Annotated in this window: 15 protein-coding genes; 8 read left to right on the forward strand and 7 right to left on the reverse strand. The window is 71.6% G+C overall.

Annotated elements, in window-relative coordinates; translation table 11 throughout:
* Positions 1 to 183 precede the first annotated feature (183 nt).
* Positions 184 to 1,119: a type IV toxin-antitoxin system AbiEi family antitoxin domain-containing protein gene (locus ACYVKF_RS12025; RefSeq protein ID WP_460966556.1), complete on the forward strand. Its 936-nt coding sequence runs from the start codon at positions 184 to 186 to the stop codon at positions 1,117 to 1,119.
* Between the two features lie 164 nt (positions 1,120 to 1,283).
* Here the strand turns inward: ACYVKF_RS12025 and ACYVKF_RS12030 are convergent, their stop codons facing one another.
* Positions 1,284 to 1,538: a DUF2530 domain-containing protein gene (locus tag ACYVKF_RS12030; protein WP_082553299.1), complete on the reverse strand. Its 255-nt coding sequence runs from the start codon at positions 1,536 to 1,538 to the stop codon at positions 1,284 to 1,286.
* A 54-nt stretch (positions 1,539 to 1,592) separates the two neighbouring features.
* Between ACYVKF_RS12030 and ACYVKF_RS12035 the strand changes: the two genes are divergently transcribed.
* The 3 genes from ACYVKF_RS12035 to ACYVKF_RS12045 all read left to right on the forward strand — a co-directional run bounded on the left by ACYVKF_RS12035 (position 1,593) and on the right by ACYVKF_RS12045 (position 5,144).
* Positions 1,593 to 3,104 carry an NCS2 family permease gene (locus tag ACYVKF_RS12035; protein ID WP_460966559.1) on the forward strand — a complete coding sequence of 504 codons (1,512 nt, stop codon included), beginning with the start codon at positions 1,593 to 1,595 and terminating at the stop codon, positions 3,102 to 3,104.
* A gap of 157 nt (positions 3,105 to 3,261) precedes the next feature.
* Complete coding sequence (locus ACYVKF_RS12040; RefSeq protein ID WP_460966561.1) at positions 3,262 to 4,290, forward strand: ATP-binding cassette domain-containing protein; 1,029 nt, start codon at positions 3,262 to 3,264, stop codon at positions 4,288 to 4,290.
* Entirely contained in the window at positions 4,287 to 5,144 is an 858-nt protein-coding gene (locus ACYVKF_RS12045; RefSeq protein ID WP_460966563.1) for an ABC transporter permease, read from the forward strand. Before ACYVKF_RS12040 ends, ACYVKF_RS12045 begins: the two co-directional genes overlap by 4 nt.
* On the opposite strand, the gene ACYVKF_RS12050 is transcribed toward ACYVKF_RS12045, so the two are convergent.
* On the reverse strand, positions 5,128 to 8,256 hold the full coding sequence (locus tag ACYVKF_RS12050; protein ID WP_460966565.1) for an ATP-binding protein: 3,129 nt from the start codon (positions 8,254 to 8,256) through the stop codon (positions 5,128 to 5,130). The two genes, ACYVKF_RS12045 and ACYVKF_RS12050, sit on opposite strands and share 17 nt — an antisense overlap.
* 215 nt (positions 8,257 to 8,471) lie before the next feature.
* On the opposite strand from ACYVKF_RS12050, the gene ACYVKF_RS12055 reads away from it, so the two are divergent.
* The 3 genes from ACYVKF_RS12055 to ACYVKF_RS12065 all read left to right on the forward strand — a co-directional run bounded on the left by ACYVKF_RS12055 (position 8,472) and on the right by ACYVKF_RS12065 (position 10,642).
* A complete protein-coding gene (locus ACYVKF_RS12055) occupies positions 8,472 to 8,942 on the forward strand; it encodes a MarR family winged helix-turn-helix transcriptional regulator (RefSeq protein ID WP_056916451.1) in 471 nt (156 codons plus the stop codon).
* Positions 8,939 to 10,240, forward strand: coding sequence for an MFS transporter (locus ACYVKF_RS12060; protein WP_460966567.1), 1,302 nt, complete (start codon positions 8,939 to 8,941; stop codon positions 10,238 to 10,240). The genes ACYVKF_RS12055 and ACYVKF_RS12060 overlap by 4 nt, the downstream gene beginning before the upstream one ends.
* Before the next feature lie 219 nt (positions 10,241 to 10,459).
* Positions 10,460 to 10,642, forward strand: coding sequence for a hypothetical protein (locus ACYVKF_RS12065; protein ID WP_460966569.1), 183 nt, complete (start codon positions 10,460 to 10,462; stop codon positions 10,640 to 10,642).
* Between the two features lie 36 nt (positions 10,643 to 10,678).
* On the opposite strand, the gene ACYVKF_RS12070 is transcribed toward ACYVKF_RS12065, so the two are convergent.
* From ACYVKF_RS12070 to ACYVKF_RS12090, 5 genes are all read right to left on the reverse strand, one after another.
* Positions 10,679 to 11,995 (reverse strand): lytic transglycosylase domain-containing protein, encoded by a 1,317-nt coding sequence (locus ACYVKF_RS12070; protein WP_460966571.1) that lies wholly within the window; start codon positions 11,993 to 11,995, stop codon positions 10,679 to 10,681.
* A 103-nt stretch (positions 11,996 to 12,098) separates the two neighbouring features.
* Positions 12,099 to 13,220: a phosphoserine transaminase gene (gene serC / locus ACYVKF_RS12075; RefSeq protein WP_460966573.1), complete on the reverse strand. Its 1,122-nt coding sequence runs from the start codon at positions 13,218 to 13,220 to the stop codon at positions 12,099 to 12,101.
* A 199-nt stretch (positions 13,221 to 13,419) separates the two neighbouring features.
* Complete coding sequence (locus ACYVKF_RS12080; protein WP_460966574.1) at positions 13,420 to 13,980, reverse strand: hypothetical protein; 561 nt, start codon at positions 13,978 to 13,980, stop codon at positions 13,420 to 13,422.
* A 264-nt stretch (positions 13,981 to 14,244) separates the two neighbouring features.
* The gene (locus tag ACYVKF_RS12085) at positions 14,245 to 14,412 is read right to left on the reverse strand and encodes a type IV toxin-antitoxin system AbiEi family antitoxin domain-containing protein (RefSeq protein ID WP_460966576.1); all 168 of its coding nucleotides are present in this window, start codon (positions 14,410 to 14,412) and stop codon (positions 14,245 to 14,247) included.
* Between the two features lie 207 nt (positions 14,413 to 14,619).
* The gene (locus ACYVKF_RS12090; RefSeq protein ID WP_056917400.1) at positions 14,620 to 15,717 is read right to left on the reverse strand and encodes a citrate synthase 2; all 1,098 of its coding nucleotides are present in this window, start codon (positions 15,715 to 15,717) and stop codon (positions 14,620 to 14,622) included.
* Positions 15,718 to 15,803: 86 nt separating this feature from the next.
* On the opposite strand from ACYVKF_RS12090, the gene ACYVKF_RS12095 reads away from it, so the two are divergent.
* Complete coding sequence (locus ACYVKF_RS12095; protein WP_460966578.1) at positions 15,804 to 16,394, forward strand: pentapeptide repeat-containing protein; 591 nt, start codon at positions 15,804 to 15,806, stop codon at positions 16,392 to 16,394.
* The last annotated feature ends 1 nt before the right edge of the window (position 16,395 follow it).

Here is a 16,395-nt window from a genome sequence, read left to right on the forward strand (position 1 = left end):
TTCCGCCCTCTTCCGCAAAGCGGGTGTCGTTCGGCAACACGGGACTTATTTGTCCTGGTATTGCCGAACGACACCCGCTTCGTCGTGTCGGCGGTTTCCACAGGCGCGCACCCGTGGGACCGCCGTCCACAGCTGCCGCTGGCGTCCGTTGGCCACGGCCGGTGACGGCATCACCCTCTCCGCATGGACTCGCAGGCAACCGCGTTGGTGGAGGCGCAGGGTGGGGTCGTCGGTGCCGGCCAGCTCGCCCGGTTGGGCATCCCCGCGTATGACGTGCAGAGCTGGGTCGCGCGCGGCTACCTGCGCCGAGCACGCCGAGGAGCCTTCGTCGCCGGCCGCCGATGGGACGACGCGGACGGCGACGAGCAGTACCGCCTGACGGTGATGGCGGTGATGCGTTCACGGCTGGACGGAACGGCCGGCGCGGTCGAGGCAGCCAGTCACCAGGCCGCACTCGCTCTCCACCGACTTCCCCTGTGGCACGTCGACCGCCGCCTCGTCGTGCTCAGCGGCGACGTGCAGCAGTCCACAACCGTGGCAGGGCTTCGGGTCATGCCGCTCCGGTCGATGGCTTCGGTGGTCGAGGTCGACGGGCTGCCCACCCTCGCGCTCGCAGACGCGGTCGTGACGACGGGCTCCGGGTCGGTCGAGGCGGGCGTGGTGGCCGCCGATGCAGCCCTGCACGGACAGGCAGCCACCACCGACGACCTGCACGCCGCCGCCGACCGGCTCCTGCCCGGGCTGCGTGGACGGGCCCGGGTTCGACGGGTGCTGGCGGCGATGGACCCCCTGGCAGAGTCGCCGGGCGAGAGCCGGACCCGACTGGTGCTGTCGGCCCTGGGGCTCCCCGTCGAGTCGCAGGTGGTCGTCCGGGACGAGCAGGGTGGGTTCGTCGGCCGGGTCGACTTCCTCGTCGCCGGGCGCGTGGTCGTCGAGTTCGATGGTGCGGTGAAGTACGGCGGCGCCGACGGTCGGGACGGCCTCGTCGCAGAGAAGAGGCGCGAGGACCGGCTGAGGTCCCTCGGTTACGAGGTGGTCCGTCTGACCTGGGCCGACCTCGCCCATCCTGCGCGGATGCTGGCCCAGATCAGGGCTGCCCTCCTGCGTCGCGCCGCCTGACCTGCTCGCCAGCACGCCGCGCACGGGTGACGTGCGCGCCATACCGTCGTCCCGGTAGCCGTGCCCCGGGCCTGGCTGACCCGGCAAAGCGGGTGTCGTGTGGCAAAACCGGGACAAATAAGTCCCGTGTCGCAGAAGGACACCCGCTTCGCGGAGAGGAGGGGTTATTCGGCGCCGGCGGCGTTGCCGCGGCCGCGTCTCACGTAGGAGAAGCCGAGCAGGCCGAGCACGATCGCGGCCACGCAGGTCCATGGCCACCAGTGGCGGTCGCCCTGGTGCAGGGCCGGGACGACGAGGGTGACGACCAGTGCCACGAGCCACGCGACGGTGCCCCACAGGGTGACGGTCGCGCTGCTCAGCGAGAGCGGCTGGAGCTCGTCCGACGCGGGGGAGTCGGGGTGCCGCTGCGACTCGCTCATGCGTGCAGCCTATCTTTCACACCGCCGCAACACGCAGGCCCTACTCTGCTGCCCATGGCGAAGTCCTCACCCACCTCCAAGCCTGCGACGGCCTCGGCCGCCAGTGCCCCCACCAGCGGACTCGACGGGTTCTTCCGGATCACCGAACGCGGCTCGACCATCCCGCGGGAGATCCGCGGTGGCCTGGTCACGTTCTTCACGATGGCGTACATCGTCGTGCTGAACCCCCTCATCATCGGCACCCAGCAGGACGGCACCGGCCAGTTCCTCGGCGGCGGTGACATCGTCAAGGCGCAGACCCTCGTGGCTGCCGGGACGGCGCTCGTCGCCGGCGTGATGACCCTGCTCATGGGGGTCGTCGCGAACTACCCCCTCGCGATCGCGACCGGCCTGGGGCTGAACGCGTTCGTGACGTTCGGCATCGCCAAGCTCCCCGACATGACGTGGGCGGACGCGATGGGCCTGATCGTCATCGAGGGCGTGATCATCCTCGTCCTCGTGCTGACCGGGTTCCGGCAGGCGGTGTTCCGAGCCATCCCGGCCGAGCTGAAGACCGCGATCTCCGTGGGCATCGGCCTGTTCATCACGATCATCGGCCTGGTCGACGCGGGCTTCATCCGCCGAACCGGCACGGGCCCGGTCCCGGTCGAGCTCGGCATCGGCGGCACCCTCAACGGCTGGCCGTCGCTCGTCTTCGTCATCGGCGTCCTCGCGATCATCCTCATGATGGTCCGCAAGGTGAAGGGCGCGATCCTCTACGGCATCGTCGGCGGCACGGTGCTCGCGATCATCGTCGAGGCGATCGGCAACATCGGTGGACAGTTCGACGCGACCGGCAAGTTCGTCAACCCGGCCGGCTGGGGCCTGAACGTCCCGACGCTGCCCAAGACCATCGTCGAGGTGCCCGACTTCTCGCTGCTCGGCAACTTCAGCATCCTCGGCTCGTTCAGCAAGATCGGCGTGGTCGCCGCGGTGCTGCTCGTCTTCACCCTGCTGCTCGCCGACTTCTTCGACACCATGGGCACGATGGTCGCGGTCGGCGCCGAGGGCGGGCTGCTCGACAAGAACGGCAACCCGCCGAACTCCGACAAGATCCTCATGGTCGACTCGGTCGCCGCGATCGCGGGTGGTGTCGGCTCGGTCTCGTCCAACACGTCGTACATCGAGTCGGCCGCTGGTGTCGGCGAGGGCGCCCGCACGGGTCTGGCCTCGGTCGTCACGGGCGTGATGTTCCTCTTCGCGACGTTCCTCGCCCCGCTGGTCAAGGTCGTCCCGTACGAGGCCGCGACCCCCGCGCTCGTCGTCGTCGGCTTCCTCATGATGCAGCAGGTCAAGGGCATCGACTGGGACGACCTGGAGATCGCGATCCCCGCGTTCCTCACGATCGTCCTGATGCCGTTCACCTACTCGATCACCGCGGGCATCGGTGCCGGCTTCGTCGTCTACACCCTCATCAAGGCGGCCCGCGGCAAGGCCGCCCAGATCCACCCGCTGCTGTGGACCGTGTCCGTCCTCTTCGTCATCTACTTCGCGATCACCCCGATCAAGGAGCTGCTCGGAGTCTGACCGGGCGCGGGTCCGGGCACCCGCACCACCACGTATGCCGCGTGGCCCCGCGAGGGGGCCGCGCGGCATACGTGCGTGTGGGTCCGGTGCGACCGCCCACCGGGAGGCGAAGGCGTCGTGAAACCGCGGTGAAAGCGCCGTCGCGCATGCTGGTGCCATGAACTCCACCGACACACTCGCCGTCCGCGCGCAGGGCCTGGTCAAGACGTTCGGCGACCAGCGCGCCGTCGACGGCATCGACCTCGAGGTCCACCGTGGCGAGGTCTTCGGCGTCCTCGGGCCCAACGGTGCCGGCAAGACCACGATGCTCAAGATGCTCGCCACGCTGCTGCCGATCGACGGCGGCACCGCTGAGGTCTTCGGTCACGACGTGGGGCGGGAGGGCCACGTCGTGCGGCAGCTGCTGGGCGTGACGGGGCAGTACGCCTCGGTCGACGAGAACCTCACTGCCACCGAGAACCTCCTGCTGTTCGGTCGCCTCCAGGGACTGAGCCGTGGTGAGTCCCGGCGGCGGGCGGGGACCCTGCTCGAGCAGTTCGACCTCACCGAGGCCGCGGCCAAGCCGATCAGCGCCTTCTCCGGCGGGATGCGGCGCCGGCTCGACCTCGCCGCGAGCCTCATCACGCGGCCGCCGTTGATCTTCCTCGACGAACCCACCACCGGGCTCGACCCGCGCACCCGCGGCCAGATGTGGGACACCATCCGCGAGCTCGTGACCGAGGGGTGCACCGTGCTGCTCACGACGCAGTACCTCGACGAGGCCGACCAGCTCGCCGACCGCATCGCCGTCATCGACCGGGGCGTCAAGGTCGCGCAGGGCACGTCCGACGAGCTCAAGTCCTCGGTGGGCCGCAGCTCGCTCGTGCTGCACCTCGCCGACCCGGCCGACCTCGAGGCGGCCACCGAGACCGCGCGCCGCCTCGTCGGCGAGGAGCCGGTGCCCTCACCCGAGTCGCGGCGCCTCGCCGTCCCGCTCGAGCGCAGCGACCAGGCCGTCGACGTGCTCGTCGCCCTCCGCGAGCAGGGGGTCGGGATCGAGTCGCTCACCGTCCAGAAGCCCTCGCTCGACGAGGTGTTCATGGCCCTCACCGGCCACGGCACCGACCCGTCCGGCACGTCCGGCCCGTCCGGCACGGCGTCCTCCACCACGTCCACCACCACGTCAGAGCTGGAGGCCGCATCATGACCACCACCACCAACCCCGGTCCGAACCCGACCACGACACCCACCGGCGCCGACCGGCCCCCGGTCCTGGACCGCCAGCTGTCGACCCACGTCTCCCTGCGCGACACCGTCGCCCAGACGATGACGCTGGCCTGGCGCTCGACCATGAAGATGCGGCGCAACTTCGAGCAGCTCTTCGACGTCACGATCCAGCCGCTGCTGTTCACGGCGATGTTCGCCTACATCTTCGGTGGCGCCATCAGCGGCAGCGTCAAGGGCTACCTGCCGCTCATCATCACCGGGCTCATCGGGCAGACCGTCCTGACGGCTTGCGTCGCCACCGGCGTCCAGCTCCGCGAGGACATGGACAAGGGCGTGTTCGACCGGTTCAAGGTGCTGCCGATCGCCCGGATCGCCCCCCTGGCAGGACCGATGGTCGCCGACCTCATCCGGTACGCCATCGCCTCGACGCTGACCTTCGCCACCGGCATCGCCCTGGGCTACCGACCCGGGGGCGGGGTGCTCGGGGTGCTCGGCGCGATCCTCCTGGCCATCGTCGCCGGCTGGTCGCTGGCGTGGATCTTCACGTGGTTCGGCACGATCGGGAAGACCGCGCAGGGCGTGCAGGGCGTCTCGCTGATGGTGATGTTCCCGTTGACGTTCCTGTCCAACGCGTTCGTCCCGACGGCCACCATGCCGTCGTGGCTGCGCGCGTTCGCCGACGTGAACCCGGTCAGCCTCGTGATCACCGCGATCCGCGACCTCGCCAACGACGGTGCCGTCACGGGCCACGTCGGCTGGGCCCTCCTCGGCTGCGCGGTCGTCATCGCGGTCTTCGCCCCGCTGTCGGTGCGGAGCTTCAACCGGAAGATGTGAACCGGCGCAGCAGCTCCGACGCGTCCGGCACGAGGTCCGGACCCGGCCGCGCGCCATACTCCTGCAGGAGCTGGCCGAGGAGTCCGGGCCGGACCTCGTCGGCGAGGGCGACCAGGGGTTCCCAGGCCAGTGAGGGGAGCGTCCGGTTGTAGTTCCAGCGGCGGGCGATCGCGAGTAGCCGCACGGCGTCGTCGGTCAGCGCGCGGTCGCCGAACCGAAGTCCCCAGGCCCCGATCGCGACGAGCATCACCCCGCTGAGGGGGAGGTCGTCCATGGGCGCGTTGGTGATGGATCCGCCCGACGACCTGGCCGAGGCGCCGAGCAGCAGGTCGCGCAGCTCGTCGGCGCGCGGGTCGGGTCCGGGTGGGCCGTGGTGGACCCGGGCGGTGAGGCCGGCGCCGGCGGCGATGGAGACCCAGGGCGTCGGCCCGCCGGTCCACCCGGGGATGTCGACCATCACCTCGACCAGGGCACGCTCGTAGTGGGCGAAGCCGTCCTGCGTCTCACCGCGGGCCAGGGCCAGCTCGGCCCGCGCGGCGTGCAGGACCATCCGTGAGCCCAGCTGGCCGCCGTCCGGCAGCTCGCCGATCTCCTCCATCAGCGCCGCGGCCCCGTCGACGTCACCGTCGAGCAGGCGCGAGACCACCGAGGTGAAGCGCATCGAGCTCGCGTCGTCGTTCGCGTGCAGCCGCAGCAGAACCGGCCACGCGAGCTCGGCGTGGTGGGCCGCGACGTGGTGGTCCCCGACGTACATCGCGAGCTGGGACAGCTCGGTGTGCAGCGACGCCTCGAGGTATGGCGTGAGGCCGTCCTGGCCGAGCGCCTGCCGGCTGTGGGCCACGGCTGCCGCCACGTCCCCGACGTTCTCGGCCGAGATGGCTGCCCAGAGGAGGAGCATCGCGACGCGGCCGGGGTCGGGCTCGTCGGCGGCGAGCTCGACGACCCGGGAGGCGACGTCGCCACCCTCGCCCTCGACGAACATCGCGTGGGCGGCCAGCGCCATGGGGTCCCGTGACGGCCCCCACCGCAGCATGGCCCGGCGCAGGTCCGAGGTGTCCCGCCCGCGGATCCAGCTGAGGTGGATGAGCAGGAGGCCCGCGGTCTCGAACGCCGCCGACCGCTCCGTGTCGTCGCGCGGGTCCCAGTCCGCGAGGACGTTCTGCGTCGCGTCGGCGAGGGCGAAGATGCGCGCGTGGTTGCCGGTCATGGTCCACAGGCTGCTCAACGTCGCCATGAGCCGGGCCACGGTGCCCGTGTCGCCACCCAGCAGCGCCCGGCGGAGCACGTCGGTGAGGTTGTTCTCCTCGACCAGCAGGGCGTCGACGGTGGCGTACTGGTCGGGGGAGAAGAAGACCGAACCGACCGCCGCCACGAGGTCCAGCGCCCAGGTGGTCTGCGCCTCGAGGGCCACCTCGTGGTCCCCGTGCTCGAGCAGGCGCAGCCCGGCGAACTCGCGCACCGTCTCCAGCATCCGGAACCGCGTCGCCCCGCCGATCTCCTCGACCGTGACGATCGACTGGTCGGCCAGGGCCTCGACCAGGTCCATGCCACCCGGACCGACCACGGCGGTCGCGGAACCGGCGTCGAACCCGTCGTGGAACACCGACATCCGGGCGGCCGCGACCCGTTCGTCCTCGGTCAGCAGGTCCCACGACCACTCGATGACGGCGGTGAGGGTGCGGTGCCGTTCGGGGGCTCCCCGGTCGCGGCTGCGCAGCAGGCCGAACCGGTCGTCGAGGGCGGCCCTGATCTGCTCGACCGACATGGTCCGCGCCCGCGCCGCGGCGAGCTCGACCGCGAGCGGCAGGCCGTCGAGGCGGGCCACGACCGCCTCGATCGTGCTGGGGTCGAGGGCGACTCCGGGACGGACCGCCTGCGCGCGACGGACGAACAGGTCGGCACAGTGGTCGGGCGCCAGCTGGGTCAGCGGCACGACGCGTTCGGCGGCGATCCGCAGGGGGGCCCGACTCGTCGTGAGGATGCTGAGGTCGCGGGTGGTGGCCAAGAGGAACGCGACCAGCCCCGCGATCGCCTCCAGCAGGTGCTCGCAGTTGTCGAGCACGAGCAGGGCCGGACCGCTGTCGAGCTCCTGGGCGATGCGCCCGCGCACGTCGGCCTGCTGGGCCGGTGTCAGGGAGTGTCGCGCGGTCACCGACCCCCGGATCCCGAGGGCCGCCCCGACCTCGGCGACGACGTCGTCCCCCGACCCGAGGCCGACGAGCTCGACGACGTGCACCCTCGGCTGGGTCGCCTCGCGGGCCAGCACGTGCGCGATCCGGGTCTTGCCGATCCCCCCGGGCCCCAGCACCGTCGTGAGCCGACCCGTCGCCAGCGCCGCCCGCAGCCGCCGCAGGTCCTCCTCGCGCCCCAGGAGCTCCTCGGCGTCGAACCGCACACCGGTGCGCCGAGGGTCGTCCGCGGCCAGCAGCTCACGGTGGGTGCGCCGCACCGCCGGGTCCGGGTCCACCCCGAGCCGGTCCGCCACGTCGCGCCGGTAGACCTCGTAACGTTCCAGCGCGGCGGGGACGCCGTGGACCGTGGCCTCGGCCCGCAGGAGCGCCACGAGGACCTCGGGGTCGTCGGGCGTGGTGGCCGCCAGTGCCTGCAACCGCGGCAGGGCCTCGGTATGCCGCGCGGTGCCGGCCAGGGAGAGGGCCAGGACGCGCTCGGCGGCGCGCACCCGGTGGCTGGCGTCCGCGCGGAGGTCGGCGAGCGGACCGCTGCCACGGTCGCCGACGGCCACCTCGGTGGCGGCGCGGGCGGCGGGTTCGGCCTGCTCGGCGGTTCCGGACCGCCACGCCTGCTCGGCACCGTCCACGAGCTCGTCGAGCAGCCAGGCGTCCACCGCGGCACGGGGCAGGCCCAGCCGGTAGCCGCCGTCGTGACGTTCGACCAGGGAACGGTCGATGGAGCGCAGCCGCGACACCAGGACCTGCAGCGCCTTGGTCGGCTTCTCGGGAGGGTCGCCGCGCCACACCTCCTCGACGATGCGGTCGTCGCCCAGGCCGGCGGGGTGCGCGGCGAGGAGGGCGAGGAGCGCTGCCGGCCGGTCACCGGGGATGACTCGGTCGTCCCAGGTGACACGGTCCAGGAGGCGCAGCCGGGCGGTCACCCCGCCAACCCTAGGACGCTGGCGGGCTGAGGCGGGCGGGCACGCGGCATACCGGGTCGGGCGGGCGCGGCCTCCCTGCTCGACCACGTGCCATCCGCGCCGGGGCACGTGCTGGGTCCCTGCTCGGGCACTCGGCCTCGCGGGCGGAGGGGCACGCTGGAAATACTTAGCACAGGTAATGAGTTATGCTAAGTACCTGAACCAAGGAGACCATCATGACCCCACCGCCTGCGCGCTCACCGCGCCGCACCGCTGAGGCCGGTCTCACCCCCGCAGCGGTCTCGCGGCTCGCCGGAGAGCTCCGACTCGCGTGCATGCGCATCTCGCGCCGCGTGAGGTTCGAGAGCACCGACGCCATCGCGCCGCACCAGTTCTCGGTCCTGAACCGCCTGGAGAAAGCTCCCTGCACGCCGGGTGAGCTGGCCGAGATCGAACGGGTGAGCGCCCCCAGCATGACCCGCACCGTCGGACGACTCGTCGAGCTCGGTCTCGTCGAGCGCACCGCCGACCCCTCCGACCGCCGACAGGTCATCCTGTCCCTCACGCCCGACGCCCTGACGCTGCTGCGCGACATCCGTCGCAAGCGCGACGCCTGGATGTCGGTGCGCGTGGGCCACCTCACGCCGGCCGAGCAGGACATCCTCGAGCAGGCCGCGGTCATCCTCACCAGGGTGGCCAACGAATGAGCCCGACCTTCTCCTCCCTGTCCGTGCGGAACTACCGCATCTACGCCACCGGCGCGTTCATCTCCAACATCGGCACGTGGATGGGCCGCGTCGCGCAGGACTGGCTGGTCCTGACCGAGCTGACGAACCACTCGTCCACCGCGCTCGGCATCGTCACGGGGCTGCAGTTCCTGCCGTTCCTCCTGCTCGCGCCGTGGGCCGGGATGATCGCCGACCGCTACCCCAAGCGCGTCATCCTCGCGATCACCCAGACGGCACTCGCGCTGTCGTCCCTGGCCCTGGGCCTGCTCGTCGTCACGGGCACCGCGCAGCTGTGGATGGTCTACGCCATCGCGCTGTTCACCGGTGTCGCGACGGCCGTGGACAACCCGGCCCGCCAGACGTTCGTCTCCGAGATGGTGCCGCGGGAGCGGCTCGCCAACGCCGTGTCGCTCAACAGCGCCAGCTTCAACGCCGGCCGACTCGTGGGCCCCGGCGTCGCCGGCCTGACCATCGCCGCGTTCGGCACCGGGTGGACGCTGCTGCTCAACACGCTGACGTTCGTCGCCGTGCTCATCGCCCTGGGGTCGATGACCCGCTCCGAGCTGAAGCCCGCCCCGACGCTGTCACGCGGGAAGGGCGCCATCCGCGAGGGCGTCCGGTACGTCCGCGGTCGGCCCGACATCATGCTCGTGATGGCTCTGGTCTTCGTGCTGGGGACGTTCGGGATGAACTTCCAGATCACCACCGCGCTCATGGCGACCCGCGAGTTCGGCAAGGGCCCGCAGGAGTACGGCCTGCTCGGCTCCATCATGGCGATCGGGTCGCTGTCGGCGGCCTTGCTGTCGGCCCGCCGCGCCCGCCCGCGACTGCGGATCCTGCTCGTCGCGTTCGTCGGCTTCACCATCTCCAGCGGGCTCGCCGCGGTCGCGCCGACCTACACCTTGTTCGCGTTGGCGCTGGTCCCCGTCGGGCTGTCCGCCCTGACGGCGCTGACCACCGCCAACGCCATGGTGCAGCTCACCGTCGACTCCGCGATGCGTGGCCGCGTGATGGCGCTCTACATGGCCATCTTCATGGGTGGGACGCCGCTCGGCGCTCCGGTCATCGGCTGGATCGGTGACGTGTGGGGCCCGCGCTGGACCATCGGGATCGGCACCATCGCCGTCGGGCTCGTCACCGTGGTGGTGTCGGTCTGGCTCGCGAAGCACGAGAATGTCCAGGTGACCTACGAGACCAAGCGCCGCCCGCGGCTGCGGATCCGGACCGTTCCGGCGCCGACACCGGTCTCGGAGCCGGTTCCCGAGGCTGCGCGATGACACCGGTCTTCCGCCGGCGCGTGACCATCGCCGTCCTGGCCATCGTCGTCGCCGTGGCGGTCCTCGCCAGCCTCGTGCGCTGACGGCTTACCGCAGCGCCCGGTCGTCCATCTGACCGAGGCGCGCTTCCGTGGTCCGCGGGACGCTGGAGCCATGGCAGGCGACCTGCCCCCGCCGGGTGCGTTGACCATCCGCCCGCTCGGCCCGGGGACCTGAGAGGTGTCGGGCTACGGCGTCACCCGCCGTTGCGCGACCCTCGAGGGCGCGCGCCGCTGGGCGTCGTTGCACCTGTCGGACTGCGGGGGCGGCCGGGTCACCCTGCTGGACGAGCAGGGGATGGTCGTCGAGGAGAGCCCCGTGGGTTCCGGGAGCCTCGCCGCCCTCAGCCGCCGCGACGGGTGAGGGCGGGCCGCTGGGTGCGGCGAGGGCTCCTCCGCCCTACTTGAGTCGGCAGAGGATGACGACGCCGAGGAGGTTCACCTCGGGGTCGTAGCCGGCGGGGCACTTGCCGTCCTTGGGGAGGACGGTCACCGGCGGCTTGGTCGTGCTCGGCGTCGGGGCCGGCTTCGAGGTGCTGCTGGACGAGGAGGGCTTCGGGGTCGACGAGGTCGAGCTCGGCGTCTGGCCGGTCACCCCACCCACGACACCTCCGACGACACCCCCGACGGTGCCGGCGAGGCCACCGCCGGCCGTGGTCGAGGGAGCCGGGGTCGAGCCACCCGCACCCGAACCGCCGGTCCCCGAGCCACCCGCGCCGGAGCCGCCCGAACCTGCGCCCGCAGCGGACGTGCTGCTGGGCGAGGGGACGGAACCGTTGGCGCCCGGCTTCGACGTGGACGACGCGGACGGCTTGCTGCCTGCGGCGACGCCGGCGGCGGGTCCGGGCTGGACGACCTCGTTGCCCGTGGGCAGGAAGGGCTGGCCGGTGCGCTGGGCGTCGGAGAGCGTGCCGTCGGGGACGACGGCGAAACCACCGCGGTAGGCGCGGGCGATCGCGAGGACCTCGTCGGCATACGCGTCGCTCTGGTTGTAGCGCAGGACGGCGGTGCGGGCCCCGCTCTCGGTGCCGAGGTTGCCCGGACCGGAGCAGAGGTAGACCGCGGCGCCGGTCACGGCGTCCATGAGGTTCTGCGGGTCCTTGCGGCCGTCGCCGTTCGCGTCGACGCCCACCGAGCGCCAGGTGCCCGGGATGAACTGCATCGGCCCGACCGCGCGGTCGAAGCTCGTGTCGCGGTCGAAGACGCCCCCGTCCGTGTCGCGGATGACCGCGGTGTTGTTCGTGCCGTTGAGGGGGATGCCGTAGATCCCGGGGCGGACCGTGCCGCTGGCGTCGACGCCGTTGCCGCCGTACCGGCCGTGGTTGGACTCCACCTTGCCGATCCCGGCCAGGAGGGCCCAGTCGATGTTGCACTCGGCGTCGGCCGCGTCGACGAGCTGCGCCCCGCGACGGTATGCCGCGAGCGCGGCGGCGGGGATGCCGTTGGCGCTCCCCGACAGCTGCAGGCCCGCGGCGTCGGCGACCTGGGTCGCGGTGGCCTCCGGCGGGGCCGGGAGCTCGGGCAGGGAGGGGAGGGAAGGAGACTCGGGGCGCTGGACGGCGTCCTTCGGCACGGTGACCAGGGGGCTCGAGTCGGCGACCACGTCCGTGCTGGGGTTGCCGTCGGTGGCCACGAGGACCAGCCCGCTGCCGATCAGGGCCACCGCGGGCAGGGCGGCAGCGATGGTGCGCCAGTTCACGCGGGTCACGCGGGTCATCGTCGACTCCTCGGTCCAGTTCTCCCCACCCCCGGGGCTTACACCGGGAACAACGAGGATTCGGAGCCGAGGTTACGCGCGGGTTGCCGCGGACGCGCGCCGATCAGCCGACAATGTGCTCAATACAGGCAATCAGGGCAGAGACGTCCTCGGGCTCGGTGGCCGGGAAGGTCGCCACACGCAGCTGGTTGCGGCCGAGCTTGCGGTACGGCTCCACGTCGACGACGCCGTGCGCGCGCAGGGTCTTGGCGATCGCCGCGGCGTCCACCGCGTCGTCGAAGTCGATCGTGGAGACGACCTGCGAGCGGGCGGCCGGGTCGGAGACGTACGGGGTGGTGTAGCTCGTGCGCTCGGCCCAGTCGTAGAGGCGGCCGCTGGAGTCCGCGGTGCGCTCGACGGCCCAGTCGAGGCCACCGTTGCCGTTGATCCAGTCGATCTGCGACCGCAGCAGGGCGAGCGTGGCCAGGGCCGGGGTGTTGTAGGTCTGGTTGAGCCGGCTGTTGGACACGGCTGTCGGCAGGCTGAAGAAGTCGGGGACCCACCGGCCGCTCGCGGCGATCTCGTCCACCCGGGCCAGGGCCGCGGGGGAGAACGCCGCCAGCCACAGGCCACCGTCGGCGGCGAAGCACTTCTGCGGGCCGAAGTAGTAGACGTCGGTCTCGGAGACATCGACCGGCAGTCCACCGGCACCCGACGTCGCGTCGACGAGCACCAGGGCGCCCTCGTCGGCACCCTCGACGCGCTTCACGGGGGCCATGACACCGGTGGACGTCTCGTTGTGGGGCCAGGCGTAGACGTCGACGCCAGCCTCCGCACGTGCGGTGGCCAGGGTGCCCGGGTCGGCCTTGATGATCGTGGAGTCGCCGAGGAACGGCGCGTTCTGGGTGACCGAGGCGAACTTGGACGAGAACTCGCCGAACGCCAGGTGCTGCGCGCGCTCGCGGACCAGCCCGAAGGCCGCGATGTCCCAGAACGCGGTCGAGCCGCCGTTGCCCAGGATGATCTCGTACCCGTCCGGCAGGCTGAACAGGTCGGACAGGCCCTCGCGGACCGCCCCGACGAGGTTCCGCACCGGTGCCTGGCGGTGCGACGTGCCGAGCAGGGTGGACCCCAGGCTCGCGAGGTAGTCGACCTGCTCGGAGCGCACCTTCGAGGGACCGGAACCGAACCGGCCGTCCTTCGGCAGGAGGTCGGCGGGGATCGTCTGGGCGGCGTTGTCAGTCACGCGCCCAGTGTCGCACCCCGTCCCGAGGCGTGGGACGTCAGGTCCACCGTCCGGACTCCACCCCGCGCCATACCGTCCTCTCCGCCCACTCCGCGGCGTTGTGGTGCAGCAACCTCTGCTAGCAGAGGTTGCTGCACCACGGACAGGGAGCAACCTGTGTCGGGTGCTGCAACCTGTGCTGAGTGCGCTCTGATCGACGTCAGACACGGACGCGCCGCCGAGCGCGCAGGATTGCCGCGTCGACGCGTGAGCGAACCAGGCGGAGGTCATCAGCCTCCGCCCACACGAATCGGGTGACCTCGCGACCGGCATCGCGCAGGCGGTCCTCGCGCCACTTCTCCGTCGCCAGGGCAGCTCTCAGCTGATCGGCCGTGGGGTTCACCAGGTCGCCGGAGTACTTGGCCATCCCGTCGAACTCGATGACCACCGGCTCGTCATCGAGCTCGAAGTCGGCCCGCCACCGTCGCCCTTCCGCCTGCACCCAGACCTGCGGGGTGAAGCGGTAGCCCAGGACGCGCAGGGTGTGCGCCAGGCGGGTCTCTCCCACGGACTCATGGCGACCATCGGCGTGCTTCAGGAGCTGGCGGACGGCTGTGATGCCGGGGTGTCGGCCATGGGCGCGGACGGCTGCGGCGAGCTCTTCGGGCGTCGCGAGACCGCGACGGAGGGCGGCGTCGGCAGCGACGAGCGTCTCGAACGGGAACGGACAATGACCGGGCCGCGACGGAACGAGGCCGACCTGCACCACGGCTTGAGCCACGGGAACGGTGAGGTAGCCACGCGGACACAGGACGGGGTCGCCACCGAAGGCGGGATGGAGAAGGGCCGATGGCCGATGCCTGGAGTGGTCATCGCGCACGCGGCACAGGTGGGCCGTGCTGAGGTCGGACTTCCAGAGGGGTACGTCGTGCAGCACCAGCGCGGACTGGTGGCTCGCAACCGCCCGTCCGTCGAACGAGCGGATCAGGGCGAGCGTGAGGAGGCTGTGTCGCCGGCGCTCGGTGTCGAAGTGGTCGTCCCCCTCCTACGGGGGACGGTCAGCGTTCGGCGGATGCACGGCATACCAGCCGCGGATGAGGCGCGTGACGGAGCCGAGTCGTCTCAGTCGGCGGAGGTCCGATGGACCGATGCCGATCTGTGCCGCCTCGGCAGCCGAGACGATGCCGTCCTTGGCCAGGTCGTGGAGTTCCATCGCGAAAGGGTGTCGCAGATGACCCGTTCCTCGCGGAGGGCCTGTGGACAACGCGGTACCTCGGCCAGTCCGGGCCCCACCCAGCACAGGTTGCTGCCCAAGGGGTAGGGAGCACCATGTGCTGACTGCAGCAACCTCTGCTAGCAGAGGTTGCTGCAGTCAGCGGCAGTCAGGGGCAGAGTGCCCCTGGCGGGTATGGCGCGGGGGTCAGGCGCGGTGGCCGGTGACGGCGTCGAGGCCGCGGGGGCCCTCGCCGACGTACCGGGACGACGGGCGGATCAGGCGCCCGGTCTTCTTCTGCTCGAGGACGTGGGCGGACCAGCCGGCGGTGCGCGCCGAGACGAACAGCGGCGTCATCATGTGGCCGGGGACGTCGGCGAAGTCGAGCAGCACGGCCGCCCAGTAGTCGACGTTGGTCTCCAGGACGCGGTCGGGCTGGCGCTCGCGCAGCTCGGTGAGCGCGGCCTGCTCGAGCTCGAGTGCGACCTGGTAGCGAGGAGCCCCGAGCCGCTTGCAGGTGTCGCGCAGGACGGCGGCGCGCGGGTCGTAGGCCCGGTAGACCCGGTGGCCGAAGCCCATCAGGCGCTCGCCGCGGTCGAGGACGTCCTTGACGTAGGCCCGGGCATCGCCGGTCCGCTCGACGCCCTCGATCATGTGCTGCGCGCGGGACGGCGCACCACCGTGCAGCGGCCCGGACAGTGCTCCGATGGCGCCCGAGAGGCAGGCGGCGACGTCGGCGCCGGTGGAGGCGATGACCCGGGCGGTGAAGGTCGAGGCGTTCATGCCGTGCTCGGCCGCCGACGTGAAGTAGGCGTCGATCGCCTCGACGTGCGCCGGGTCGGGCTCGCCGCGCCAGCGGATCATGAACCGCTCCACGATCGTCCTGCCCTCGTCGACCCGCGCCTGCGGCACCATCGGGGTGTTCTGCCCGTGGGCGGACTGAGCGATGAACGACAGGATCATCACCGAGGCGCGGGCCAGGTCGTCCCGGGCCTGCTCGGGGGAGATGTCCAGCAGGGGCTTGAACCCCCACAGCGGTGCGAGCTGGGCGATCGCCGACTGCGCGTCGACACGGATGTCGCCCGTGTGCACCGGGAGCGGGAACGGCTCTGCCGGCGGCAGGCCGCGCTCGAACGAGTTGTCGACGAGCAGGCCCCAGACCTGTCCGAAGCTGACCTTCCCGACCAGGTCCTTGAGGTCGACCCCGCGGTAGCGGAGCGAGCCGCCCTCCTTGTCGGGTTCGGCGATCTCGGACTCGAAGGCGATGACACCCTCGAGCCCGGGCTTGAAGTCACTGTCGGACATCGGGTCCCCGATCTTGTTCGTCAACACTGGCGATGGTCAGGCTCGGGACATTCTGCACCGTCGGCGCCGTCCGCCACCATGGAGCCATGCTCATTGCGGACGAGGACTACGACGGCGAGACGTTCACGGGCGACCTCCGGGGCGGTTCGGGAGCCTCCGCGGAGAACGCCCGGTTCCTCGAGTGCACGTTCGACGAGGCGGACCTGTCGTCTCTGCGGGCGTCGCGTGCGCGGTTCAGCGAGTGCGGGCTCACCGGGGTGCGTGGGGCGGGGGTGGACCTCTCGGAGACGGCGTGGCAGGACTGCACCGTCCGCGGTGCCCGGCTCGGCGCCGTCCAGCTGTATGGCGCGCAGCTGCGCCGGGTGCGCTTCGAGGGTTGCAAGATCGAGTTCCTCAACCTGCGCGGGGCCAAGCTCCTCGACGTGCAGTTCGTCGACTGCCAGCTCGTCGAGCCGGATCTCGCCGAGGCCGAGCTGACCCGGGTCCAGGTGGACGGTGGCCGGGTCATCGCCCCGGACTTCTCCCGCGCCCGGCTCAAGGACGTCGACCTGAGCTCGTCCGTGGTCAGCGCGCCACGCGGGATCACCGGGATGGCGGGCGCGACGATCTCGCGCCTGCAGCTCATCGACCTTGCCGAGGCGTTCGCCGTGGAGCTGAACCTCAAGGTCACCGACTGAG

Source organism: Pedococcus soli (genome assembly GCF_054782575.1).